Annotated in this window: 24 protein-coding genes; 7 read left to right on the top strand and 17 right to left on the bottom strand. The window is 65.2% G+C overall.

Going from position 1 to position 22,337, the window contains the following annotated elements:
• Positions 1-6: 6 nt before the first annotated feature.
• The 6 genes from K2O50_RS05510 to ffh form a co-directional block, all read right to left on the bottom strand.
• A complete protein-coding gene (locus K2O50_RS05510) occupies positions 7-414 on the bottom strand; it encodes an acyl-CoA thioesterase (protein ID WP_023629813.1) in 408 nt (135 codons plus the stop codon).
• Between the two features lie 100 nt (positions 415-514).
• Positions 515-865 (bottom strand): 50S ribosomal protein L19, encoded by a 351-nt coding sequence (gene rplS, locus K2O50_RS05505; protein WP_011535315.1) that lies wholly within the window; start codon positions 863-865, stop codon positions 515-517.
• Positions 866-907: 42 nt separating this feature from the next.
• A complete protein-coding gene (trmD, locus tag K2O50_RS05500) occupies positions 908-1,660 on the bottom strand; it encodes a tRNA (guanosine(37)-N1)-methyltransferase TrmD (protein WP_028691588.1) in 753 nt (250 codons plus the stop codon).
• 3 nt (positions 1,661-1,663) lie between these two features.
• The gene (gene rimM / locus K2O50_RS05495) at positions 1,664-2,200 is read right to left on the bottom strand and encodes a ribosome maturation factor RimM (RefSeq protein ID WP_050704200.1); all 537 of its coding nucleotides are present in this window, start codon (positions 2,198-2,200) and stop codon (positions 1,664-1,666) included.
• A 5-nt stretch (positions 2,201-2,205) separates the two neighbouring features.
• Positions 2,206-2,457 (bottom strand): 30S ribosomal protein S16, encoded by a 252-nt coding sequence (gene rpsP / locus K2O50_RS05490; RefSeq protein ID WP_011535318.1) that lies wholly within the window; start codon positions 2,455-2,457, stop codon positions 2,206-2,208.
• Between the two features lie 232 nt (positions 2,458-2,689).
• Positions 2,690-4,066 (bottom strand): signal recognition particle protein, encoded by a 1,377-nt coding sequence (gene ffh / locus K2O50_RS05485; protein WP_050704199.1) that lies wholly within the window; start codon positions 4,064-4,066, stop codon positions 2,690-2,692.
• A gap of 341 nt (positions 4,067-4,407) precedes the next feature.
• Here ffh and K2O50_RS05480 point away from each other — a divergent pair, with 341 nt between their 5' ends.
• From K2O50_RS05480 to K2O50_RS05470, 3 genes are all read left to right on the top strand, one after another.
• A complete protein-coding gene (locus K2O50_RS05480; RefSeq protein ID WP_050704198.1) occupies positions 4,408-5,217 on the top strand; it encodes an inner membrane protein YpjD in 810 nt (269 codons plus the stop codon).
• Between the two features lie 9 nt (positions 5,218-5,226).
• Complete coding sequence (locus K2O50_RS05475; protein ID WP_050704197.1) at positions 5,227-6,414, top strand: transporter associated domain-containing protein; 1,188 nt, start codon at positions 5,227-5,229, stop codon at positions 6,412-6,414.
• A 242-nt stretch (positions 6,415-6,656) separates the two neighbouring features.
• Positions 6,657-7,961, top strand: coding sequence for an MFS transporter (locus K2O50_RS05470; protein WP_050704196.1), 1,305 nt, complete (start codon positions 6,657-6,659; stop codon positions 7,959-7,961).
• A gap of 78 nt (positions 7,962-8,039) precedes the next feature.
• Here K2O50_RS05470 and purT read toward each other — a convergent pair whose 3' ends face one another.
• The 5 genes from purT to K2O50_RS05445 all read right to left on the bottom strand — a co-directional run bounded on the left by purT (position 8,040) and on the right by K2O50_RS05445 (position 11,251).
• On the bottom strand, positions 8,040-9,221 hold the full coding sequence (gene purT / locus K2O50_RS05465) for a formate-dependent phosphoribosylglycinamide formyltransferase (protein WP_050704195.1): 1,182 nt from the start codon (positions 9,219-9,221) through the stop codon (positions 8,040-8,042).
• Between the two features lie 119 nt (positions 9,222-9,340).
• Complete coding sequence (locus K2O50_RS05460) at positions 9,341-9,808, bottom strand: VUT family protein (protein WP_050704194.1); 468 nt, start codon at positions 9,806-9,808, stop codon at positions 9,341-9,343.
• Between the two features lie 86 nt (positions 9,809-9,894).
• Positions 9,895-10,092, bottom strand: a complete 198-nt coding sequence (locus K2O50_RS05455) for a DUF1289 domain-containing protein (protein ID WP_028691596.1) — start codon at positions 10,090-10,092, stop codon at positions 9,895-9,897.
• Complete coding sequence (locus K2O50_RS05450) at positions 10,082-10,606, bottom strand: gamma carbonic anhydrase family protein (RefSeq protein WP_050704193.1); 525 nt, start codon at positions 10,604-10,606, stop codon at positions 10,082-10,084. Before K2O50_RS05450 ends, K2O50_RS05455 begins: the two co-directional genes overlap by 11 nt.
• 45 nt (positions 10,607-10,651) lie before the next feature.
• A complete protein-coding gene (locus K2O50_RS05445) occupies positions 10,652-11,251 on the bottom strand; it encodes a CoA pyrophosphatase (RefSeq protein WP_050704192.1) in 600 nt (199 codons plus the stop codon).
• Between the two features lie 137 nt (positions 11,252-11,388).
• On the opposite strand from K2O50_RS05445, the gene K2O50_RS05440 reads away from it, so the two are divergent.
• From K2O50_RS05440 to K2O50_RS05425, 4 genes are all read left to right on the top strand, one after another.
• Complete coding sequence (locus tag K2O50_RS05440) at positions 11,389-11,943, top strand: NUDIX hydrolase (RefSeq protein WP_050704191.1); 555 nt, start codon at positions 11,389-11,391, stop codon at positions 11,941-11,943.
• A gap of 20 nt (positions 11,944-11,963) precedes the next feature.
• Positions 11,964-12,527, top strand: a complete 564-nt coding sequence (locus K2O50_RS05435; protein WP_050704190.1) for a murein L,D-transpeptidase family protein — start codon at positions 11,964-11,966, stop codon at positions 12,525-12,527.
• Positions 12,528-12,761: 234 nt separating this feature from the next.
• Positions 12,762-16,811 carry a hemagglutinin repeat-containing protein gene (locus K2O50_RS05430; protein ID WP_050704189.1) on the top strand — a complete coding sequence of 1,350 codons (4,050 nt, stop codon included), beginning with the start codon at positions 12,762-12,764 and terminating at the stop codon, positions 16,809-16,811.
• 243 nt (positions 16,812-17,054) lie between these two features.
• The gene (locus K2O50_RS05425) at positions 17,055-18,743 is read left to right on the top strand and encodes a ShlB/FhaC/HecB family hemolysin secretion/activation protein (RefSeq protein ID WP_050704188.1); all 1,689 of its coding nucleotides are present in this window, start codon (positions 17,055-17,057) and stop codon (positions 18,741-18,743) included.
• A gap of 1 nt (position 18,744) precedes the next feature.
• Here K2O50_RS05425 and K2O50_RS05420 read toward each other — a convergent pair whose 3' ends face one another.
• From K2O50_RS05420 to gspH, 6 genes are read right to left on the bottom strand one after another with little or no spacing between them, the layout of a single operon-like run.
• Positions 18,745-19,404: a general secretion pathway protein GspN gene (locus K2O50_RS05420; RefSeq protein ID WP_050704187.1), complete on the bottom strand. Its 660-nt coding sequence runs from the start codon at positions 19,402-19,404 to the stop codon at positions 18,745-18,747.
• Complete coding sequence (gspM, locus tag K2O50_RS05415; protein ID WP_050704186.1) at positions 19,401-19,787, bottom strand: type II secretion system protein GspM; 387 nt, start codon at positions 19,785-19,787, stop codon at positions 19,401-19,403. Before gspM ends, K2O50_RS05420 begins: the two co-directional genes overlap by 4 nt.
• Positions 19,784-20,845, bottom strand: coding sequence for a GspL/Epsl periplasmic domain-containing protein (locus K2O50_RS05410; protein WP_050704185.1), 1,062 nt, complete (start codon positions 20,843-20,845; stop codon positions 19,784-19,786). Before K2O50_RS05410 ends, gspM begins: the two co-directional genes overlap by 4 nt.
• Positions 20,842-21,432 carry a prepilin-type N-terminal cleavage/methylation domain-containing protein gene (locus K2O50_RS05405; RefSeq protein WP_050704184.1) on the bottom strand — a complete coding sequence of 197 codons (591 nt, stop codon included), beginning with the start codon at positions 21,430-21,432 and terminating at the stop codon, positions 20,842-20,844. Before K2O50_RS05405 ends, K2O50_RS05410 begins: the two co-directional genes overlap by 4 nt.
• A complete protein-coding gene (locus K2O50_RS05400; protein WP_050704183.1) occupies positions 21,429-21,797 on the bottom strand; it encodes a type II secretion system protein in 369 nt (122 codons plus the stop codon). Before K2O50_RS05400 ends, K2O50_RS05405 begins: the two co-directional genes overlap by 4 nt.
• Positions 21,794-22,336 (bottom strand): type II secretion system minor pseudopilin GspH, encoded by a 543-nt coding sequence (gene gspH / locus K2O50_RS05395; RefSeq protein ID WP_082337646.1) that lies wholly within the window; start codon positions 22,334-22,336, stop codon positions 21,794-21,796. The genes K2O50_RS05400 and gspH overlap by 4 nt, the downstream gene beginning before the upstream one ends.
• Position 22,337 lies beyond the last annotated feature (1 nt).

Genomic DNA, 22,337 nt, shown 5'->3' with positions numbered 1-22,337 from the left:
CTGGAATCAGGCCAACGGCAGCACCGGCACCGGGCGCTTGTCCTCGTCGATGGCGACGAAGCTGAACACGCCATGGATCGCCCGCTCGCGGCCATCGAGGTACATGTTCTCGACGAACACATCCACCTGCACCTGCAGGCTGGTGTTGCCGACCTTGATCACCGTGCCCACCAGCTCGACGATCGAACCGGCCGGGATCGGGTGCTTGAAATCGATACGATCGGTGGACACGGTCACCAGCGGCAACCGGCAGAACCGGGTGGCGGCGATGAACGACACTTCGTCCATCCACGCCAGGGCGGTGCCGCCGAACAGGGTGTTGTGGTGGTTGGTGGTGTTGGGGAACACGGCCTTGGTCACGCGGGTCACCGACAGCTCGGTGCGGCGCTGGATTTCCTGGTCTCGGGTGGTCATTTTCGGGTCACATCGCAAGGGCGGGTTTCAGAAAGCAAAAAAGCAGCCCGAAGGCTGCTTTTTTCTCGCAAGGCGGCCTAGGCCGCCAGGCAAACTGTACTCAGGACAGTTTTTCCTTGATGCGAGCGGCTTTGCCGGACAGGTCGCGCAGGTAGTACAGCTTGGCTTTACGCACGTCACCACGACGTTTCACGGCCAGGCTGTCGATCTGCGGGCTGTAGGTCTGGAAGGTACGCTCTACGCCAACGCCGCTGGAGATCTTGCGCACGGTGAAGGCGCTGTTCAGACCGCGGTTACGCTTGGCGATAACGACGCCTTCGAACGCCTGCAGACGCGAGCGGTCGCCTTCCTTCACTTTAACCTGAACGACAACAGTGTCGCCTGGTGCGAAGGTCGGGATCTCTTTGCTCATCTGCTCGGCTTCGAGCTGCTGGATGATCTTGTTGGTCATGCTGTGCTCCTAAGATGGATACTTGATCCACCATCGATACGTTTAACTATCGTCCCGCTCGCGGATGTATTCCTCGAGCAGCTTCTTCTCTTCTCCAGAAAGCGAGCGACTTTCCAGAAGATCGGCGCGTCGTTCGAAGGTCCTACCAAGGGACTGCTTCATCCGCCAACGCCGGATATGTGCATGGTTGCCACTTAGCAACACGTCGGGAACACGCTGATCCGCATACACCTCAGGTCGGGTGTAGTGCGGGCAATCCAGCAGACCGTCGGTGAAAGAGTCTTCCTCCGCCGAGTCCACATGCCCTAAAGCTCCGGGCAGCAGCCGTGTAACCGCATCGATCAGTACCATGGCCGGCAGCTCGCCACCGGAAAGCACATAGTCGCCAATCGACCACTCCTCATCGACATGAGCCTCGATAAAGCGCTCGTCGATGCCTTCATAACGACCGGCGATCAGGATCAACGATTCCTGTTCGGCCAGGCCTTTGACCGCCTGCTGGGTCAGCTTGCGGCCTTGTGGCGAAAGGTAGATCACCTTTGCCGATGCTCCGGTTGCCTGCCTGGCGCTAACCAGGGCGTCTTCCAGAGGCTTGATCTTCATCACCATGCCCGGACCACCGCCAAACGGCCGATCATCCACGGTGTGGTGGCGATCTGTGGTGTAGTCCCGCGGGTTCCAGCAGGTCACTTGCAGCAACCCCTGTTTCACCGCGCGGCTGGTAATGCCGTACTCCGTGATGGCCGAGAACATCTCGGGGAACAACGTGATGACGTCTACGCGAAGGTTACCCATCGTCTAGAAGTCCGCGTCCCACTCAACCCGCATCACGCCTGCGTCCAGGTCGATTGCCAGCACGCATTGCCCGGTATAGGGCAACAGACGCTCGCGATCATCCAGGCTGCCTGCGCAGGGCTTGACCACCATTACATCGTTCGCGCCGGTCTCCAACAGGTGATCGATCTTGCCGAACAGTTGTTCGTCCTGATTGATGACCTTCAGGCCCACCAACTGGTACCAGTAGTACTCGTCGGCTGCCAGGTTGGGCAAAAGGCTCCGCGGGATGCAGATTTCGTAACCGCTCAGAAGACGGGCTTCATCACGATCATCGAGGCCTTTGAGTTTCACGACCAGGCCCTTCTGGGAGCCACGACCGCTGACCAGCTCGACCTGTTTTACCTTGCCTTCATGCTTGAGCGTCCAGCGCGGGTAATCCAACAGGTTTTCAATCGGATCGGTAAAGGAATACACCTTCACCTCGCCGCGAACGCCGTGAACCGAAAAAATCTTGCCAACGACGATGAGGTCATCAGCCTTTTCTGGCGTCGCGTTCATACTGCTCAGGCTGCAGCCTTGGCAGCTTCCTTCAGCAGCTGAGCAACGCGCTCAGACGGCTGTGCGCCCTGGCTCAGCCAGTAGGTGACGCGCTCTTGGTTGACCGACAGCTTGACTTCGGCGCCCGATGCGATCGGGTTGAAGAAGCCAACGCGCTCAACGAAACGGCCGTCACGGGCGTTACGCGAGTTGGTCACGGTCAGGTGGTAGAATGGGCGCTTTTTCGAGCCGCCACGGGCCAGACGAATGGTTACCATGTGAACATCGTTCCTATAGTCGGTGCTGCAAAACTGAATGCCCAATGGGCACACGGGTGCCCAAAAGGCCGCATATTCTCGGGGAATACACGGACATTTGCAAATGCCTTTTTCGGCAATGCCGGGGCCTGCCGCTCAGTTCTGCCGGTTTGGGCCTCCTCGCGGCGGCCATGATCCCGCCGTAGCGGGGGTCTGGCGGGCTTCTTCATATAAGGAAGCCCACCGGATTCTTTTACAGTTTCGGCATGCCGCCACCCGGCAGCATCCCGCCAAGGCCACGCATCATCTTGGCCATGCCGCCCTTGGCGGAGAATTTCTTCATCATCTTCTGCATCTGCTTGTGCTGCTTGATCAAGCGGCCGATGTCCTGCACCTGGGTGCCGGAGCCGAGGGCGATGCGGCGCTTGCGCGAACCGCTGATCAGGTCGGGGTCGCGACGCTCGGCCGGGGTCATGGAGTTGATGATCGCCTCCATCTGCTTGAACTGCTTCTCGGCCGCGCCCTGGGCATTGCCCATCTGCGACAGGTTCACGCCACCGATGCTCGGCAGCTTGTCCATCAGGCCGCCCAGGCCGCCCATGTTCTTCATCTGCTGCAGCTGGTCGCGGAAGTCCTCGAGGTCGAAGCCCTTGCCCTTCTTCAGCTTCTTGGCCAGCTTGTCGGCCTTGGCCTTGTCGATGTTCTGCTCGGCCTGCTCGATCAGGCTGAGCACATCGCCCATGCCGAGAATGCGCGAGGCGATACGATCCGGGTGGAACGGCTCCAGGGCCTCGGTCTTCTCGCCCATGCCGATGAACTTGATCGGTTTGCCGGTGATGGCGCGCACCGACAGCGCGGCACCGCCACGGGCGTCGCCGTCGACCTTGGTCAGCACCACGCCGGTCAGCGGCAGGGCATCGCCGAAGGCCTTGGCGGTGTTGGCGGCGTCCTGGCCGGTCATGGCGTCGACCACGAACAGGGTCTCGATCGGCTTGACCGCGGCGTGCAGCGCCTTGATCTCGTCCATCATGTCGGCATCGACATGCAGGCGACCGGCGGTGTCGACGATCACCACGTCGATGAACTTGAGCTTGGCTTCGCGGATCGCCGCCTCGGCGATGGCCACTGGCTTCTGGCTGATATCGGACGGGAAGAAGGTCACGCCGATGTCGTTGGCCAGGGTTTCGAGCTGCTTGATCGCCGCCGGACGGTAGACGTCGGCCGACACCACCATCACGCTCTTCTTCTTGCGCTCTTTCAGGTGACGCGCCAGCTTGCCGGCGGTGGTGGTCTTACCGGCGCCCTGCAGGCCGGCCATCAGTACCACGGCGGGTGGCGCGGCGTTGAGGGTCAGCTCTTCGTTGGCCGCGCCCATCAGGCTTTCCAGCTCGGCCTGGACGATCTTCACGAAGGCCTGGCCCGGGGTCAGGCTGCGCGACACTTCGGTGCCGACCGCGCGTTCCTTGATGCTGTTGACGAAATCCTTGACCACCGGCAGGGCGACGTCGGCCTCGAGCAGGGCCATGCGCACTTCGCGCAGCGTGTCCTTGATGTTGTCTTCGGTCAGCTTGGCCTTGCCGGTGACATGGCGCAGCGTCTGTGACAGGCGGTCGGTCAGGTTTTCGAACATGGTGATCCTTTCAGGCCCAGTGGAGCCGAGGTTTTTCAGATGCCCAGGTGAACATGTACACGCGCCGGGCAGAGCAAGGCGGCGATTATAGCGGAGAGCGGCGGCGGCGCACACCTTGGAGCAGCCCCTCTGGATATTCGGTGACCATGCCGGCCTCTTCGCGGGTAAACCCGCTCCCACAGAGATCGCGCACGCCCCTGTGGGAGCGGGTTTACCCGCGAAGAGGCCGGCATATGGGGTACAAGTCGCTCGCCAGGCACCGGAGCAAGGCTTCCTGGTCTTCCTTGCCCACCGCGATCTATGCCAAACTCCGTCCCTTTAGGGCTTGCCTGCCAGGACTTATGTTCTCTTCACCCAGCCTCATCCCCAATCTGCTCGCCGCCTTCCTTTATCTGGCCGCGACCGTCTACCAGGCCACCGGACTGGCCCGTGGCGCCCGCGCCGACAAACGGCTGCTGGGCCTGCTCGGCACGCTGGCGGTGGTCGCCCAGGGCGGCGCCCTGTTCTTCCAGCTGATCACGCCCCTGGGCCTGAGCCTGGACTTCTTCAGCGCCGCCAGCCTGATCGCCGTGGCGGTGATCGGCCTGACCCTGCTCGCCTGCCTGAGCATCCCGGTGGAGAACCTGCTGGTACTGCTGTTCCCGCTCGGCGCGGTGACCGCGCTGCTGGCCCAGTTCGCCCCGCCCGGCACGGTGCCGCTGATCAACGAAGAGCCCGGCATCCTCGCGCACATCCTGCTGTCGATCCTGGCCTATGGCCTGTTCACCATCGCCGTGTTCCAGGCCCTGCTGCTTTTGTTGCAGGACCACCAGCTCAAGCACAAGCACCCGTCCGGGCTGATCCGCAACTTCCCGCCGCTGCAGACCATGGAAAGCCTGCTGTTCGGCTTCCTCTGGGCCGGCTGGGTGTTGCTGTCGCTTTCGTTGATCTCCGGCTGGCTGTTCCTCGACAACCTGTTTGCCCAGCACCTGGTGCACAAGACCCTGCTGGCCTGCGTGGCCTGGGTCGTGTTCAGCGTGCTGCTGTGGGGCCGCACACGCCTTGGCTGGCGCGGACACAAGGCGATCCGCTGGACCCTGGCCGGCTTCTGCCTGCTGATGCTGGCCTATTTCGGCAGCAAGCTGGTCCGCGAATTCATCCTGCATATCTGACGGCCGCCCATGGACACCCTGCCGTACGCCCCGCTGCTCGGCATCATCGCACTGGCGCTGCTGTGGTCGGCGCTGTTCACCGCGGTCGACAGCGCCCGCCAGCAAGCCGCTGGCCAGGGCGATGCCACCCTCCCCGCCCAGGGCCTGGTGCTCGGCGCCAGCCTCGGCAAACTGCTGGTGCTGGGCCTGGCCTGCCTGATCGGCCAGCGTTACGACGGTGAGCACGGCTTCTGGCTGGCGGGCCTTGGGGCCACCTTCACCCTGCTGGTGCTCGCCGACTACCTGCCGCGCCGCCTGGCCCGCCGTGACCCGCAAGCCTTCCTGAGCCTGGGCGGCAACCTGCTGAAGTGGCCACTGGCGCTGCTGCAGCCGCTGGGCTGCCTGCTCGATGGCTGCGCCAGGCTGATCCTGCGCCCGTTCCGCGTGCAGCCCACTGCGGTGGCCCTGCACCCGCAGGCAGACGACGACTTCGACGAGGACGGCCCGGTCGACAACACCCGCAACGGCCTGCTGGAAGGTCTGCAGGCGCTGGACAAGATCACCGTCAACGACATCCTGGTGCCACGCAACGAAGTCGACGGCATCAACCTCGACGACCCCATCGAACGCATCATCGAGCAGTTGATCGTCAGCCGTCACACCCGCCTGCCGGTCTACCACAACGACATCAACCAGGTCGAAGCGGTACTCAACACCAAGCTGATCAGCCATTTGCTGCCACGGGCCGAGCTGACCCCGGAAAAACTCCAGGCGGCCTGCTACGAACCCTACTTCGTCCCCGAAAGCACGCCGTTGCAGATGCAGTTGCTGAACTTCCACAAGCAGCAGCGGCGCATGGGCGTGGTGGTGGACGAGTACGGCGAGGTGCTGGGCATCGTCACCCTGGAGGACATCCTCGAGGAGATCGTCGGCGAGTTCGAGGACGAGCAGAGCCTGGAGAACCCTCACGTTCATCCGCAACCCGACGGCCGATTCGTCATCGAAGGCACCGCCTCGCTGCGCGAGATCAACCGCACCCTGGGCTGGCACCTGCCCTGCGACGGCGGGCCGAAAACCCTCAACGGCCTGGTTACCGAGGCCTTGGAAAGCATCCCGGCAAGCGCGGTTTGCCTGAAAATTGGCAGATATCGGCTGGAAATCCTCGAAACCGAGGATAATTGCGCAAGCAAGGTACTGGTCTGGACACTGACTCGCTAGCTATACTCAGGTCACGCTTACCCAGCCCTGCCGTCCCGCCCGCTACCCGCACCCGGCGCCCGACGGCCAGTCCGCACCACTGACACGCCCCGCGGTCCTGCTTCAGCACCCCGAACAGCAACCGCTCATCGCCTATCCCCTGGGCTATCGTCAGTCGCGCGACCAACAACAATACGCTCCGGCTCCCGTGTGCCCGTCACATGGGCCGTGCCCCATGGAGCATGACTGTCAGGGACCTTCGCATGACTACCAGCAGCACCTACGCCGAACCTGCCTCGGCAACACCGGTCAATTCGCCGGCCCGGGTGGCCACCGCCAGCTTCATCGGCACCGCCATCGAGTTCTACGATTTCTACGTCTACGCCACTGCCGCCGCGCTGGTGATCGGGCCGGTGTTCTTCCCGTCTGGCTCCGGCACCGCGCAGATGCTCGCGGCCTTCCTCACCTTCGGTATCGCCTTCCTTGCCCGCCCGCTGGGCTCGGCGCTGTTCGGCCACTTCGGCGACCGCATCGGGCGCAAGTCGACGCTGGTCGCCTCGCTGCTGCTGATGGGCGTGTCCACCACGCTGATCGGCGTGCTGCCCGGCTATGACAGCATCGGCGTCTGGGCCCCGATCATTCTTTGCCTGCTGCGCTTCGGCCAGGGCCTGGGGTTGGGCGGTGAATGGGGCGGCGCGGCACTGCTGGCCACCGAGAACGCGCCACAGGGCAAGCGCGCCTGGTTCGGCATGTTCCCGCAGCTGGGCCCGTCGATCGGCTTTCTCGCCGCCAACGGCCTGTTCCTCACCCTGGCCCTGCTGCTCAGCGACGAGCAGTTCCGCGAATGGGGCTGGCGCATTCCGTTCCTGCTCAGCGCGGCGCTGGTGCTGGTCGGCCTGTATGTGCGCCTGAAGCTGGAGGAAAGCCCGGTGTTCGCCAAGGCGGTCGCCCGTCACGAACGGGTAAAGATGCCGGTGGTCGACCTGTTCGCCCGCTACTGGCTGCCGACCCTGCTGGGCGCCGCGGCGATGGTGGTGTGCTACGCGCTGTTCTACATCTCCACGGTGTTCTCGCTCAGCTATGGCGTGACCACCCTCGGCTACAGTCGTGAGACCTTCCTCGGCCTGCTGTGCTTCGCCGTGGTGTTCATGGCCCTGGCCACGCCGCTGTCGGCCTGGCTCAGCGACCGTTACGGGCGCAAGCCGGTGCTGGTGGTCGGCGGTCTGCTGGCGATCGCCTCGGGCTTTACCATGGAGCCACTACTGACCTCGGGTTCGACCACCGGCGTGGCGCTGTTCCTGGCCATCGAGCTGTTCCTGATGGGCGTGACCTTCGCGCCGATGGGCGCGTTGCTGCCCGAGCTGTTCCCAACCCATGTGCGCTACACCGGCGCCTCGGCGGCCTACAACCTGGGCGGCATCGTCGGCGCCTCGGCGGCACCGTTCTTTGCCCAGAAGCTGGTGAGCATGGGGGGATTGAGCTGGGTGGGAGGGTATGTGTCGGTGGCGGCGGTGATCAGCCTGATTGCCGTGTTGTGCCTGAAAGAGACGCGCAATACCGAGCTTTGAATCAATCGCGGGGCAAGCCCGCTCCCACGCCAGGTTGATACTGGCGTGGGAGCGGGCTTGCCCCGCGATCGTTTCAGATCAGAACTCGACCTTGACCGCCTGCGAAGCACGGGTCGCTTTGGCTCGCGCCGCCTCGACCGACTCGTCGCGGGCCAGGCACACGCCCATGCGGCGGGTGCCGTTGATCTCCGGCTTGCCGAACAGGCGAATGGCGGTATCCGGCTCGCTCAGGGCGGCGCCGAGGTTGGCGAAGCTGGTCTGCTGCGACTGACCTTCCGGCAGGATCACCGCCGAGGCGGATGGACCGAACTGGCGCACCACCGGGATCGGCAGGCCGAGAATGGCCCGGGCATGCAGGGCGAACTGCGACAGGTCCTGGGAAATCAGGGTCACAAGGCCGGTGTCGTGCGGACGCGGCGAGACCTCGCTGAACCACACCTGGTCGCCCTTGACGAACAGCTCCACGCCGAACAGGCCACGCCCGCCCAACGCATCGGTGACCGCCTGGGCCACGCGCTGCGACTCGGCCAGTGCCTTCGGGCTCATGGCCTGGGGCTGCCAGGACTCCTGGTAGTCGCCCTTCTCCTGACGGTGTCCGACCGGCGCGAGGAAGGTGGTGCCGCCCACATGGCGCACGGTCAACAGGGTGATCTCGTACTCGAAGTCGATGAAGCCCTCGATGATCACCCGGCCCTTGCCGGCGCGGCCGCCTTCCTGGGCGTAATCCCAGGCCTTGCGCAGGTCATCGTCGCCGCGCAGCAGGCTCTGGCCCTTGCCCGAGGAGCTCATCACCGGCTTGACCACGCACGGGTAGCCCAGGTCGGCCACGGCCTTGGCGTAGTCCTCGTAGGTGTCGGCGAAGTGATACGGCGAAGTCGGCAGGTCGAGCTCTTCGGCCGCCAGGCGGCGGATGCCTTCGCGGTTCATGGTCAGCTGGGTGGCACGGGCGGTAGGCACCACGTTGAAGCCTTCGTTTTCCAGCTCGACCAGGGTGGCGGTGGCGATGGCCTCGATCTCGGGCACGATGTAGTGCGGCTTCTCGGCCTCGATCACCGCGCGCAGGGCGACGCCGTCGAGCATGTTGATCACGTGGCTGCGGTGCGCGACCTGCATGGCCGGCGCATTGGCGTAACGGTCCACGGCAATCACCTCGACACCCAGGCGCTGCAGTTCGATCACCACTTCCTTGCCCAGCTCGCCGCAGCCGCACAGCAGTACACGGGTCGCGGTGGGCGACAATGGGGTTCCGATACGGGTCATTTCAGGTCCTCGAAGGCGTCCGGGGCCGCGCCACGCTGGCTGCCGCCCGCTGAAAAATGGACCGGTATTCTACAAGATTCCGTGGAAGCGGGCTTGCCCCGCGATAGCCGCGAAGATGATCAGCCGGCCAGCGCCGCGCGCCGTGCCCGCCAGGCCATGATCAACCACACCGCCGTGACCCCGGCGAACTTCGAGGCCAGCGCGGTGCCGATCACCGCCGGGGTCAGCGCGCCGATCATGCCGAAGAAGATGAAGGTGTCCACCGGAATGCTCAGCGCCGAACTCAGCCACAGGCGGTCGCGCAGGGGCCGGCGGGTGACGCTGAACACCAGCCAGTCGATCAGCTCGGAGACGAAGAACGCGGTGGCGCTGGCCAGGGCGATGGCCGGCTCCGACGTCGCATAGGACAGCACCAGCGCCACCAGCATGGCCAGCAGCGCGCCGTGGCCGTAGCGGGTTTGCACCATGTCGCGCAGGATGAACACCAATCCGCCCCAGGCGGACCAGATCACGTCCAGGTGCGGCGCGCTGGAAAAGGCGTAGTTGATCAGCACCACGCTGCTGATGTAGGCGATGAGATAGAACATGGTCTTTGCGTTCGGTGGGCCAGCCGCACAGATTAGCGCCGGCCCCATCGCGGGACAAGCCCGCTCCCACGCCACGGGCGTCAGTACTACAGGCCAATCACCAGACCGGCCGCCAGCGCCCGCTCATGGCACTTCTTCAGCACCTCCCGGCGCTGTTCGTTGTCCATCCGCCCCCAGCGGGTGATCTCGTCCACCGTGCGCTGGCACCCGGTGCAGATATCCTGCTCGTCCAGCGCGCAGATGCTGACGCAGGGCGAGGCCACGGGCCGTTCGTCAGTCTTCATCGATCACCAGCTCACGCGCATAGCGCTGGGCGTTGTGCACATAGTGCGCAGCGCTGGCCTCGAGCATGCGCTTCTGCTGCTCGGTGAGCTCGCGCACCACCTTGCCCGGCGAGCCCATCACCAGCGAGCCGTCGGGAATTTCCTTGCCTTCGGGGATCAGCGCGTTGGCGCCGATGATGCAATGCTTGCCGATCCGCGCCCCGTTGAGAATCACCGCGTTGATGCCGATCAGGCTGTAGTCGCCGACCGTGCAGCCATGCAGCATGGCGTTGTGGCCGATGGTCACGCCTCGCCCGATGTTAAGCGGCGAACCCATGTCGGTGTGCATCACCGTGCCGTCCTGAACATTGCTGTCCTCGCCGATGTCGATCAGCTCGTTGTCGCCACGCAGCACCGCGCCGAACCAGACGCTGGCGCGGGCCTGCAGGCGCACCTTGCCGATCAGGGTGGCGTTGGGCGCGGTCCAGCTCTCGGGATGGGTCTCGACCCGCAGGTCGCCCAGGCGGTATTTCATGTATCGCTCCTCACGGTTGAACGCCAGTGGCGGGGTGTGCCCCGCTCAGTTCTTGATGAAACGCTCGGGTGGCTGGTGCAGGCTGATGCCGGCATCGAACAGCAGGTTGACCAGTTCGACGATCATGATCGCCGACAACCCCCAGATCTTGTAGTCGCCGTAGCGGTAGCTGGGCACGTACCAACTGCGTCCCTGGTAGTCGATACGATGGGTATGTTCACGAGGGTCCTGCCGGAAGAATTCCAACGGCACGGTGAACACTGCGGCAATTTCCGCGTCGTTGGCGCGGTACTCGACATAGTCGGGGATCAAACCGACGAACGGTGTCACCTTCAGGCCGTGCAGCGAGATCACCGGGCTGAGCGGCCCGATCACCTCGACCAGCCCGGGCGGCAGGCCGATTTCTTCCTCGGCCTCGCGCAGGGCGGTGAACACCAGGTCGGGGTCTTCCGGATCGCGTCGCCCGCCAGGAAAGGCGACTTCGCCGCCGTGGGTCGACAGGCCCTGGGCGCGCAGGGTCAGCACCAGCTCCGGCTCTTCGCTACGGGTAATGGGCAGCAACACCGCCGCTTCGGGGAAACGGCGGTCCGTCTCCAGTGACGCGGGGGTATGGTTGCTCATTCGGCGAAGAAGCTCGTCCAGCATTACGCACTCTCGTGTCCAAGGCCTGCCGTGCATGATGCACCAAAGCCGCGAGGCACCCAAGCCCCGCCCGCAGGCCGCTTGCGGTGGGCGGGCCGGGCGCGCCAAGATAGTCCGACCCCATTGGAATGAATGTAAGCATGAAATTCTGCAGCGCGTGCGGCCAACCGGTCACCCAGCGGATCCCCGAAGGCGACAGCCGCCTGCGCTATGTCTGCGACCATTGCCAGACCATCCACTACCAGAACCCCAACATCGTCGCCGGAGTACTGCCCACCTGGGGCTCCCAGGTGCTGCTGTGCCGCCGCGCCATCGAGCCGCGTCGGGGCTTCTGGACCCTGCCCGCCGGGTTCATGGAGAACGGCGAGACCCTGGATGCCGCCGCCCGTCGCGAAACCGTCGAGGAAGCCTGCGCCCGGGTCGCCGAAATGAGCCTGTACCAGCTGTTCGACCTGCCGCATATCAACCAGGTGCACGTGTTCTTTCGCGCCGAACTGGCCGACCTGGACTTCGCCGTGGGGGTCGAGAGCCTGGAGGTTCGCCTGTTCGAGGAACACGAGATTCCCTGGGGCGAGCTGGCTTTCCGCACCGTCACACGCACACTAGAATGCTATTATCGCGACCGCATCAGGCAGCACTACCCGATAGGCCATGAATACCTGCCGCCGATGAACGTTTCGTCGCCCACCACTTAAGTCTTCAGGGATACGGTTTCATGCGCTGGCTGCTTGCCCTCTTCTGCCTCAGTGTCGCCTCGGTGTCGCAAGCCGCCTTCACCGAGACCATCATCCGCAAGACGCCGTCGGCCGTGCCGTCGCCGGTCCAGCCCGCCGCTGGCGGCGTCCAGCAGGAACGGCTGATCGACAAGGTGCTGGTGATCAAGTCCGAACGCCGCCTGCAGCTGATCAGCCGCGGCGAGCCGCTCAAGACCTACCGCATCTCCCTGGGCAAGCAGCCCAAGGGCGCCAAAGAGCGCGAGGGCGACAAGAAGACCCCCGAAGGCCTGTACTGGCTGGACTGGCGCAAGGTCAGCGACCGCTACAACCTGGCCATGCACATCTCCTACCCGAACATCACCGATGCCGCCAAGGCCCGCAGCGAAGGCGTGGCCGCCGGCAGCATGATCATGATCCACGGCACGCCGATCAACGAGGAGTACCCCGAGTGGTACTTCCACACCCTTGACTGGACGGAAGGCTGCATTGCCATGCGCAACGACGACATGCGCGAGGTGTGGAGCATGGTCAAGGACGGCACGCTGATCGAAATCCGGCCCTGAACCACCCTCGACAGCATTCGATTACAACAAAGGCCTGTCCCGCTCACGCGGGGCAGGCCTTTGTCGTTCACCGCCGATATTCCCTTTCGACGCACAACCGCTCACTTTTCCTACACACGCAATAGCCTTCCTTCCCACAAAGTGATGGCTTTGAGCCATACAAATGCCATCACCAGCATTCTTAAAATTCCCGCAAATGATTTCTCTGTTTCATACATCACTTGCGAGGTTCTCATGCAAATCCCTACACCAAAGACCAGGCCTGACACCCTACGCTGGGCCGTCTTTCTCGCCCTGCTGGGCACCACCCAGGTCGAGGCGCAAGGCGCCCTGACACCAACGCTGGGCCCGGGTGGCACCCCGATCATCGACAATGGCCACGGCGTGCCGGTCATCGACATCGTCGCGCCCAATGCCGGCGGCCTGTCGCATAACCAGTTCCTCGACTACAACGTCGGCAAGCAAGGCCTGGTACTGAACAACGCCCTGCAGGCCGGGCAATCGAAACTGGCCGGCCAATTGGGCGCCAACCCGCAGTTCCAGGGCCAGGCCGCCTCGACCATCCTCAACGAGGTGGTCAGCCAGAACGCCTCGCGAATCGAAGGCCCACAGGAAATCTTCGGCCAGAAGGCCGACTACCTGCTCGCCAACCCCAATGGCATCACCCTCAACGGTGGCAGTTTCATCAATACCACACGCGCCGGGTTCCTGGTCGGCAATGTCGACATCCAGGACGGCCAGCTCAAGCACCTCGACAGCCGCGATGCCAGCGCCACCCTGCAGGTGCTGGGCGGTGGCCAGAGCAACGCCAGGGGCGCCCTCGACCTGATCGCCCCACGCATCGACAGCAAGGGGCCGCTCCTGGCCCAGGGCCAGTTGAACCTGACCGTTGGCCGCAACCGGATCGACGCCGGCAACCGCGAAGTACTCGAGCACCTGCCTGCCGCCAGCGCCTCCATCGATGCCAAGCTGCTCGGCGCCATGCAGGGCGGACGCATCCGTATCGTCAGCACTGGCGAAGGTGCCGGCGTGCAGGTCGGTGACGCCAGCCTGCTGGCGGACCGTGACCTGATCATCCACTCCGCCGGTGACCTGCACGTGCAGGGCAGCGACAGGCGCCAGGCCAGCCTCACCAGCAGCACCGGCAAGCTCGACCTGAACGCCGCCGGCGACCTGCGGCTCACTGCAACCCAGGGCAAGGCCAGGCAGATCGAGGTCAATGCCGGCAACAAACTGACCCTGGACACCGTCACCCGGGAGAAGATGCTGGAGGATCCCACCAGCTGGAAGAAGGAGTGGGCGTTCATCACTACCGAAGCGTTCGACGGCAATACCAAAACGACCCGCCGCGAGCAACTGGGCAGTCGGCTGCGCGCCGAGGACAGCATCAACCTGCAAGCTGGCAGCGACCTGCACCTGACCGCCGTGCAGCTGGATGCAGATAATGCGCTAAAGCTGCGCAGTGGCGGCACGATGACCATTGATGCCGGCCTGGATAGCGAGCAAGTCGATGAGCAGCTCAACCATCGCGTCTACCTGAACAATACGGGCATCGACAGCAAGTCCTACGCCGAGAAAGTAAAGTCCAGCACGCTCAAGGCCGACACCGTGGTTGTCAGTGCCGGGGGCGATCTGCAATTGCGCGCAGCCAAGCTCGAAGCCAAAAAGACAATCGCGCTCGACGCCAACGGCGACTTGATCATCGAAAGCGCCGAGGAAAACGCCCGCACCGAGCGGTCCACCGGCAAGCGCCATTTCACCGCGAGCGCCGGGCAGACCCAGCCTGGGCAGGATGACCAGCCAGGCTCGGGCCAGTACACCGCGAGCGTGGGCTACGAAGCCCTGCACAGCGACGAGCAGACCTCGGCCACACGCCAGGTCGCCAGCAGCATCAGTGGCGCCGCCGTAACCGTGCGCAGTGGACAGAAACTGAAAGTGAGCAGCTCCGAGGTCAAGGCGAACGCCGGCAACCTGGAGGTATCTGCCAGCGAAATCGAACTCGCCGCCGCCCACGACAGCGTGGCCCGACAGACCGTCGACACCCGCACCGGCGCCGCGCTGACCGTCACCGGCGGCATGGATCGCCTGGGCCTGGGCATCGATGCCTACCGTGGCCCGGCCAGCCTGATCGAACGTGAAAGCAACGTGCGCCGCAGCACCCTTCAGGCCAGCGGCGACCTGCAACTCGACACCCGGCAACTGACCACCGAAGCGGCGAATGTGCAAGCGGGCCGTACGTTGTATGTGAACGCCGAGCGTATCGACAACCGTGCGGCCGCCAATACCCGGGAAACCGAGACCAGCCTCAGCCAATGGGACGGCAGCCTTGGCGTCAGTACCGACTACCAACGCATCACCCGCCCTATCGAACGTCTGTTCACCGGCAGGCAAGCCGAAAGTGCCCGACCCTCTACCGTGATCGACAAACTGGCCCTGCCCAAGACCGGCGCCGAACTGGCCATCGGGCACCAGACCCGCCTGCAGAAAGACATCGACAGTACCGCGCAGGTCAGCACCTTCAGCGGCGCCGATGTCAGGGTCAAGGCCGACCACATCGAAGACAAGGGCACCGACTACAACGCCAGGACCGGCAGCCTGCGAATAGAAGCCGGTGAACACCAGGCGCTGGCCGCCACTGATGAAAAGACCCGTAGAATCGAGCAGACCACCGGAGGCGGCAGCCTGCGGGTGGACACCACCCTGGCCACGGACATCAACGCCAGGCTCGAAGGCAAAGGCTCCAAACTTACGGAAACAGAAAAAGCATTGGTCGCCCGTGTCGGTAGCCTGCGCGGCAAGAACGGCGTGGAGATACAGCTCGAACGCCAGGGCCGCTATGAGGGAGCCCACATCGATGGCGGTGAAGGCGCGGTCAACCTGAGCAGCGCTGGCAGCCTGGCCCTGAGCGCAGCCAAGGACAGCATCACCAAAACTACCAACAGACTCGGCGTCAACCTGGCTGTCAAGGGTGGCACCGGATTGCTCGGCCCCAAAGGCGGACTGGACGGCAGTCTCGAGCACAGCACGCTCACGCATGAAAACGAAAAGGCCAGGGTGGCGCAGATCGACGGCAAAGGCCCGATCGACCTGTCCAGCGTTGGCGACATGCATCTGGTCGGCACGCGTATCAGCAGCCGTGAAGGTGATATCCGCTTGCACAGCGAGGGTGTACTGAAGGTCACCGCCGCTCAAGACACCCGCAAAAGCGACGGCAAGACCTGGAGCGGCGACCTGGATGTCACAGGAAGCACCACCGGGGGTGCCCTGGGTGGCCACGGCACCTTTGGCTGGATCAACGAGAAGGCCAGCACAGCTGTTGGCGCGCAGTTCTCCGGCAAGGGCGCGGTGCAGCTCACCAGCCTTGCCCGCGAAGATTTCGCCTTGCAGGTGCAGGGACTAAAGGCCAGTGCCGACCGGATCGGCCTGGATGCCCGCAATGGTGGCCTGAAGATAGAAGCGGCCGAGAACAAAGAGCATCACGACAATCTTGCCATCACCATCGGTGGCGGCGGCGGTCTCAAGCTGGCGGCCATGGATTTCGGTGGTATCAAAGGGCAGGTCGATCTTACGCTGGACAAGCGTGACAACACCACTTGGCTGAACAGTGACCTGCGCGCTGACCTCGTCGAGTTGCATAGCCAGGGCGACACTGAAATCAAAGGCGCCCAGATCGATGCAAAACGAGTCGAAGGCAACATCAGTGGCAACCTGTTGGTTAGCAGTCTCCAGAATAAAGTCGACAGCACGGCCATCAAGGTCGACGCCAGCCTGACCCAGAAGTACGCCGCTGACGAGGACGTAACCAACCCGCTGGCTGCGCTCGAAGGCGGCAACATCGGGGAAATGGCCGGTGCACTCTGGAGCAGGATCACCGCGAAGTTCACGCCGTCCCTCAAAGTGGATTACACCCAGCGCACTGACAACACCGTCAACCAGCAGACCACCCTTTCCGGAACACAAGGCATAGCCCTGGAAGTCGGTGGCGATACCCGCCTGAAAGGCGCCAGGTTGCAGGCAACCGGCGGCCAGGTCGAGCTCGGTACGGGCAGCATCGCCAAAGAAAACCTGAACGGCCGTGACTACCAGCGCGAGGTAAAGCTCGACGCATCGCTCTCGCCAATCGACCTGGCAGACACCCTGTTCTCGTTCATCAAGGACAAGGTCACGGGCAATGACGGAACCGACAACGGTGACAAACCACTTGACCTCGGCCTGGTCCGCACCAGCGGGCACGACCGCAGCGTCGAGTACGTTTCGAAGGTCGAGGAGGGTCGCAGGCACTAGGCCGGCTCTCATGAAACTTAACTTAATACTTTGATTTAACTGGGAAAGCGTGGGAGCGGGCTTGCCCCGCGATCACCGGCTATGCCGGTGCCATACACCGCATCGCGGGGCAAGCCCGCTCCCACGCTGGAACCCTGTTCCTTGCGCGACAGCGCATCCCGGAAGGGCTGCGTGATCTCCTGCAGGGCACGCGGACTATCTGCGAACTCTGCTCCCTGCACAACGGCTCCGTGACCAGACCAGATGCCAATGACCACACAACGACTCCACTCACTCACCATTGCGCGATGCATTTCCCAACTTCTGCTCGCCATCCTCGCAACGGCAATCCCCCTGGCCCAGGCCGATCCGGCCAGCCAGCAACTGCGCAACGAGCAGCAGAAGCTGCGGCAGTTGGAACAGCAACAGCGCCTCGATCGCTGGCAACGTCCCCAGCCCTCCACCGCCCTGGAGGCCACCGACTCAACCTTCACAGCGTCCGACCAGCACTGCTGGGCAATCAGCGGCGTGCGCCTGGCTGGCAACCGCACACTCGATACCCGTCAGCTGGAATCGACGGTGCGCGCAGTGTCTTCCTCATGCATGGGCATCGCTGAAATAGACCGATTGCTCAAGCACCTGACCCAGCACTACGTCGAGGCCGGCTACCCCACCAGCCGCCCCTATGTAGCCCGCCCGCCCGAGCACGGCGCGCCACTGGACATCGTCATCGTCGAAGGCTTCATCGAGTCGATCGAGCTGGCCGGCGCCAACCTGCCACTGTCACTGCGCGGCGCGTTTCCTGGCCAGTTGGGCCAGCCGCTGCATCTGCCGGACCTCGAACAGGGTCTGGACCAGCTCAACCGGTTGCGCGCCTATGACCTTGAGATGGCCCTGCTGCCGGGTGAGTTGCGCGGTGGCACCCGTGTCGTGATCGAACCACGACGGGTCGCCTCGCCCGTGCATCTGAATGCCCTCCTCGACAACCGCGGCGGTGAGCTCACCGGCCGCCACCGCCTCAACCTCGGCCTTGGCCTGGACAGCCCGCTGGGGTTGAACGACGACCTGCGCCTGTCGCTGAGTTCGGTGGTGTTCGGCGCGCCCGGGCAAAGCGAAGGGAGCAGCCTGTACTACAGCCTGCCTCATGGCCGCTGGACCTTCACCCTCAACGCCAGCCGCATGCGCTACCGCGCGCCGATCCCGAACACACGCCATGCCAGCAGCGGCCGCAGCGAGTTCTTCGGCCTCGGCGCCGAGCGCGTGCTGTGGCGCAATCACCAGGGCATGCTCAGCGCCAGCGTCCGGCTGGACCGCAAGCAACTGGTCAACCGCTTCGGCCCCGCCGTGCTGGCCCTGCAGAGCCCGACCCTGGCCACCGTCGAGGCCGGGCTCAACCTGCTGTGGCTCGAAGGCGGGTTGTGGAACGCCTACCTGGGACTGAGCCAGGGCATGCACTGGCTCGGCGCCGACCGCCCGTTCGCCCACAAGCAGGCGCCAAGGCCGGATTTCACCAGGTACCGCGCCAACCTGCTGCACCTGCGCCAGGGCCCCGCCCAGTGGCCATGGCGCTGGCAGAGCGAACTGGCCTTGCAATACAGCGCCCATGTCCTGCCCGCCGTCGAACAGATGTCACTCAGCGATCATTCGGCCGTGCGTGGTTTCCGCCAGCACAACGTCGCCGGCGCCAGTGCCGGCGCCTGGCGCAATACCCTGAGCCAGCCACTGCCGCTGCCGGTACAGGTGCGCCCTACCGTAGGCCTGGACCTGGGCTGGGCCCGCTATGCACGCAGCAGCCCGTCGCAGCGCCTGGTCGGCGCCTCGGCAGGCGTCGAACTGAGCCTGCCGCGCAGCCAGCTGCGCCTGGACTACCAGCGCGGGCTGTATGCCAGCGATCGACCACGCAAGGCACTGGAACAAGGCTTCTGGGTCGCGCAGTGGTCACTGAACATCTGAGCTACCAGCTCAGCCGGCGCTGCCCGACGCTGTCCTCCGGCCCCAGCCATTGCAAGCCGCGCAGCACCGGAGTCAGGCCGGCATCGGCCGACATTGCGAAGTCGAGCTGCGCCCGTCGTGCCACCAGGTCGGCCTCCAGGCCGAGCTGGTGCTGACCTTGGCGAACCAGCCCCGCGACCAGCCGCCAACCCTGGTGGCAATCCATTTCCAACGTCCCCTGCCCCAATCCCAGGGACCACGGTGCACTCAACGCCAGGTCGGCCACCGTGATCCGCCCTTCGGCGGCCAGGCAACGCTGCCCCGAGCCTTGCAGGCTGATGCCTCCTTGCCACTGCCCGGTCAGGCGGTATCCCAGGACCGCGCTGGGCTGCGCGCCCACTGCCTGCAATCCGGCCTGCCAGCGCCACGGCCAGCCGCTCAGGCGCCCTTGCCAACCCCGCCCTTGAAAGCCCAAGCGCACCTGCAGGTCGCGCTGCCACGGTCGCCACGTCCATTGCACCGGTCCTGCCGCACCCAGCCGCTCGGCCTGCCCTTGCCACAGGCTGCCGCTCACGCCCTCGGCCGGTAAACCAACCCCCGCGACCAGCCAGCGCGCCGGCAGCTCGGCCAACAGTGTCAGGCAGAACACCAGAGCCATCCACAGGCCAGCCCACCGCTTCATGGCCGTAGCCGCACGGTAAAGCGCAGCCCCTCGGTGTCTCGCTCCAATCCCCACTGCAAAGGTTGCGCGCCATCATCGCGCAGGGCCTGCAACCAGCCTTGCAGCGCCTGGGCATCGGCTACCTTGCCACGCGCCAGCCAGCCTTCGTCCTCGGGCTGCACCTCGGCCAGCTCGATATGTCGCGCCTGGGCCGACTGGTGCAGCCCTTCCAGGGTCAATGCGGGCTGCTGCGCCTGCGCTGTCAGCGATTCGGCCAGCGCCCGCCACTGCGCCTGCTCGCGCCAATAGGCGATGCCCTCGCGCAGTGCCAGCAGCGCAACCAACAGCGCGACGACGCCCCAGGCCAGCGATAGCCGATGCTGCTGCAACCATTCGCGGTTCATGCTGCGCTCCCCAGGTCGAACACCACGCGACGCGCCTCGTCTTCCACCTGGACCTGCACGCCGATCGCCGTGGCCATGTCGTGCCAGGGCGCGACGTCGCCCTCGCCTTCCAGCTCCAGGTGCCAGCGCTGGCCGTCGTACCGCACCGCCCGCACCTGCCAACCAGGGTGATCGCTCAACCAGGCATGGACCTGCGCCTGCACCGCGTCGAGCAGACGCAGGCGCACCTGGCTTTCACCGGCGTCGTCCCGCAGACGCTTGAGCGCCAGCGCCGCCTGGCGTGGCGTCGCCTGGGGACCGGTCAGCGCCAGCACCTGGGCGCGATAGACCTGGGCCTGTCGCCACTGTTGCGTGCACCACAGCCCGCCCCATGCCAGGGCAAGCGCCAGGCAGGCGACGGCCAGGCGCGATTGCCCGCCCTGCAAACGCGGGCGTGAGCGGGCACGTCGCGTCTCGAACACCCCCGGCAGGCCATCGAGCGGCGCCAGCACCTCTGGCCATGGGCCCTCGATGCATTCGGCGTCATCGGCCAGCCCGTCCAACGCCGGCGGCAGGCCGAGCACCTGTGGCCAGGCCAACCAACGCGCCTGGCTTTTGTACAGGCTCGTCGTCCCTCGTCGCCAATGCCAACCCGTCGCGCCCACGCTGTCGGGCAGCAGCTGGAACTCAGCCCAGCAACGCTCCACCGGCAGCGCCCAGGCGGCGCACTGCGCACGCCATTCATCCAGCCTCGCCCGCGCCACCACCAGCAATTGCACCTGCCCCGCGTGACGCCCGATACAGGCACACAGCACCTCATCGACGCCTTGCAGCAAGCGGTCCTCGACCAGCAACGGCCACTCCTCGCGCTTGAGCCCCGGCGGCGCGGCCACTTGGAAGTGACTGCAATGCTCGCCGGGGACGATCAGGGCGACGCGCGCCTCGAGCCCTGGCGGTGGCTCCCCCAGTCCCTCGCGCACCGGACGGCCCTGGATCACCAGCAGCCACTCCCAGACCTCTCCGGGGCGCAGCAGCAGCCAGGGTTGTGCCGGCGCCCGGCGGCGCCATTCAAGCTTCATGAGCGCCCCCAGGGCAGAACGAAGGTGCAGGTAAACGGTGCTCCATCACGCACTAACTCCACGCGCACACCCCGCCCGGGGTGCGTCGGTTGTTCGGAAGGCCAGGCCAGCCAGCGGCCGGACTGGTGGTAGAGGATGTTCATCGCGCTGACCCGCTCCAGCCGTTCGCGCATCACCCATTGCGGGGCTGCGGCGGCGTAGAGGTCGGCCGAGGTTTCCAGCAGCAGGCGTTGTTCGCGGGGCTCGAAACGCAGGCGCTGGCGCTGCAGGCGCGAGCCGCCCTCGGCCTGGGGCCAGGCCGCGGCGGCCACCCACAGCAGTTGCTGGCGGTCGGGTTGCCAGTCGAGCCAACGCGGTGCCAATGGCAGGCGCTGTTCATATACACGCCGCAGCAGCGGGCTGTCGAAGCGCCGCTCCAGTGCCAGGCAGAAATCCACCACGCCGGTTTCGCGCACCTGTTCGTCGAGCCGCTCGCGCACCTTCAGCCAACCGTTGACCAGCGCCGACAGCAACACCCCGAGCAAGGCGGTGAGGGCCAGGGCCACCAACAGTTCGATCAGGGTCATGCCCGCCTGGCGCCGCTTCATGGCCGCTCCAGGAACACGGTGTACTGCCCCAGCGGCAGGCGCTGGTCGCGGTCGGCATGCAGCAGCAGTTCGCCGCGACGCAGGTCGCGCACGCCGGTACGGCGCAGTTGCAGCTGCCAATGGCAGGCCCGTCCGCCCTCGACCAGCACACCGCTGTCCTGGTTGGCCGCCGGCCAGTACTGCTCGACGGCGAAACGCGCCTGCAGCTCACGGGCGCACAGCAGGCCCAGGCGATGCTGCTGCACGGTGTCCTGCACGGCCAGACGCTGGCGCAGGACCTGGCTGGTGATCACCGCCAGGACCGCGGCGATGCCCAGGGCCACGCTCACTTCGAGCAAGGTGAACCCCCGTTGCCCGCGTTTCATGGCATCACGCTCACGCGCAACTGGCCACTGCGGTCCCAGTCCCAACGCCGGCCGCCCTCGGCCCAGCGCCAGCGCACGGTGCCCGGGCGGGCCCAGCCATCGGGGGTGAACAGCAGTGCGGGCGTCTGGCTGGCGGGCCAGTCCGGGCGCAGGCCCTTGGGCCAATCGCCCAAGGCCACGGCTTCCACCTGCCACTGATCCCCTTGACGGCGCACGAACTCAGGCCGCTGTCCGTTCCAACGTATCCCCCGCAGTTGCCCGGCATGGCGCGCCAGGTCGGCCTGGGCCACGGTGGCGGCGGCCAGGCGGTCGAGGGTCTGGTCGACGCTGCTCCTGCCGCTGTCGAGCCAGGCCACCGCCAGGCTGGTCATCAGCGCGGCGATGGCCAGCACCACCAACAGTTCGAGCAGGCTGAAGCCACGCTGTTGGATCGCGACAGCGTGGGAGCGGGCTTGCCCCGCGATAGCGGTGGCATGGCCAACATTGCCATCGCGGGGCAAGCCCGCTCTCACGCAGTTGCACTCACTTCGGGCAGACATT

Origin of the sequence: Pseudomonas sp. 2hn (assembly GCF_019646095.1) — a bacterium.
Classification (GTDB): Bacteria; Pseudomonadota; Gammaproteobacteria; order Pseudomonadales; family Pseudomonadaceae; genus Aquipseudomonas; species Aquipseudomonas peradeniyensis.
Note: the sequence above shows the minus strand (reverse complement) of the source record. Positions and strands in the feature narration are given on the sequence as shown.

Coding starts and splice junctions, on each gene's coding strand:
- K2O50_RS05475 (WP_050704197.1), top strand. CDS start 5,227: ATGGACACCCTGCCGTACGCCCCGCTGCTCGGCATCATCGCACTGGCG.
- K2O50_RS05405 (WP_050704184.1), bottom strand. CDS start 21,432: ATGAAGCGGCGCCAGGCGGGCATGACCCTGATCGAACTGTTGGTGGCC.
- K2O50_RS05460 (WP_050704194.1), bottom strand. CDS start 9,808: ATGTTCTATCTCATCGCCTACATCAGCAGCGTGGTGCTGATCAACTAC.
- K2O50_RS05470 (WP_050704196.1), top strand. CDS start 6,657: ATGACTACCAGCAGCACCTACGCCGAACCTGCCTCGGCAACACCGGTC.
- trmD (WP_028691588.1), bottom strand. CDS start 1,660: ATGGGTAACCTTCGCGTAGACGTCATCACGTTGTTCCCCGAGATGTTC.
- gspM (WP_050704186.1), bottom strand. CDS start 19,787: ATGAACCGCGAATGGTTGCAGCAGCATCGGCTATCGCTGGCCTGGGGC.
- K2O50_RS05445 (WP_050704192.1), bottom strand. CDS start 11,251: ATGCTGGACGAGCTTCTTCGCCGAATGAGCAACCATACCCCCGCGTCA.
- rplS (WP_011535315.1), bottom strand. CDS start 865: ATGACCAACAAGATCATCCAGCAGCTCGAAGCCGAGCAGATGAGCAAA.
- K2O50_RS05450 (WP_050704193.1), bottom strand. CDS start 10,606: ATGAAATACCGCCTGGGCGACCTGCGGGTCGAGACCCATCCCGAGAGC.
- K2O50_RS05430 (WP_050704189.1), top strand. CDS start 12,762: ATGCAAATCCCTACACCAAAGACCAGGCCTGACACCCTACGCTGGGCC.
- K2O50_RS05425 (WP_050704188.1), top strand. CDS start 17,055: ATGCCAATGACCACACAACGACTCCACTCACTCACCATTGCGCGATGC.
- K2O50_RS05420 (WP_050704187.1), bottom strand. CDS start 19,404: ATGAAGCGGTGGGCTGGCCTGTGGATGGCTCTGGTGTTCTGCCTGACA.
- ffh (WP_050704199.1), bottom strand. CDS start 4,066: ATGTTCGAAAACCTGACCGACCGCCTGTCACAGACGCTGCGCCATGTC.
- K2O50_RS05435 (WP_050704190.1), top strand. CDS start 11,964: ATGCGCTGGCTGCTTGCCCTCTTCTGCCTCAGTGTCGCCTCGGTGTCG.
- K2O50_RS05410 (WP_050704185.1), bottom strand. CDS start 20,845: ATGAAGCTTGAATGGCGCCGCCGGGCGCCGGCACAACCCTGGCTGCTG.
- K2O50_RS05440 (WP_050704191.1), top strand. CDS start 11,389: ATGAAATTCTGCAGCGCGTGCGGCCAACCGGTCACCCAGCGGATCCCC.
- purT (WP_050704195.1), bottom strand. CDS start 9,221: ATGACCCGTATCGGAACCCCATTGTCGCCCACCGCGACCCGTGTACTG.
- K2O50_RS05510 (WP_023629813.1), bottom strand. CDS start 414: ATGACCACCCGAGACCAGGAAATCCAGCGCCGCACCGAGCTGTCGGTG.
- K2O50_RS05455 (WP_028691596.1), bottom strand. CDS start 10,092: ATGAAGACTGACGAACGGCCCGTGGCCTCGCCCTGCGTCAGCATCTGC.
- rpsP (WP_011535318.1), bottom strand. CDS start 2,457: ATGGTAACCATTCGTCTGGCCCGTGGCGGCTCGAAAAAGCGCCCATTC.
- K2O50_RS05400 (WP_050704183.1), bottom strand. CDS start 21,797: ATGAAACGCGGGCAACGGGGGTTCACCTTGCTCGAAGTGAGCGTGGCC.
- gspH (WP_082337646.1), bottom strand. CDS start 22,336: ATGTCTGCCCGAAGTGAGTGCAACTGCGTGAGAGCGGGCTTGCCCCGC.
- rimM (WP_050704200.1), bottom strand. CDS start 2,200: ATGAACGCGACGCCAGAAAAGGCTGATGACCTCATCGTCGTTGGCAAG.
- K2O50_RS05480 (WP_050704198.1), top strand. CDS start 4,408: ATGTTCTCTTCACCCAGCCTCATCCCCAATCTGCTCGCCGCCTTCCTT.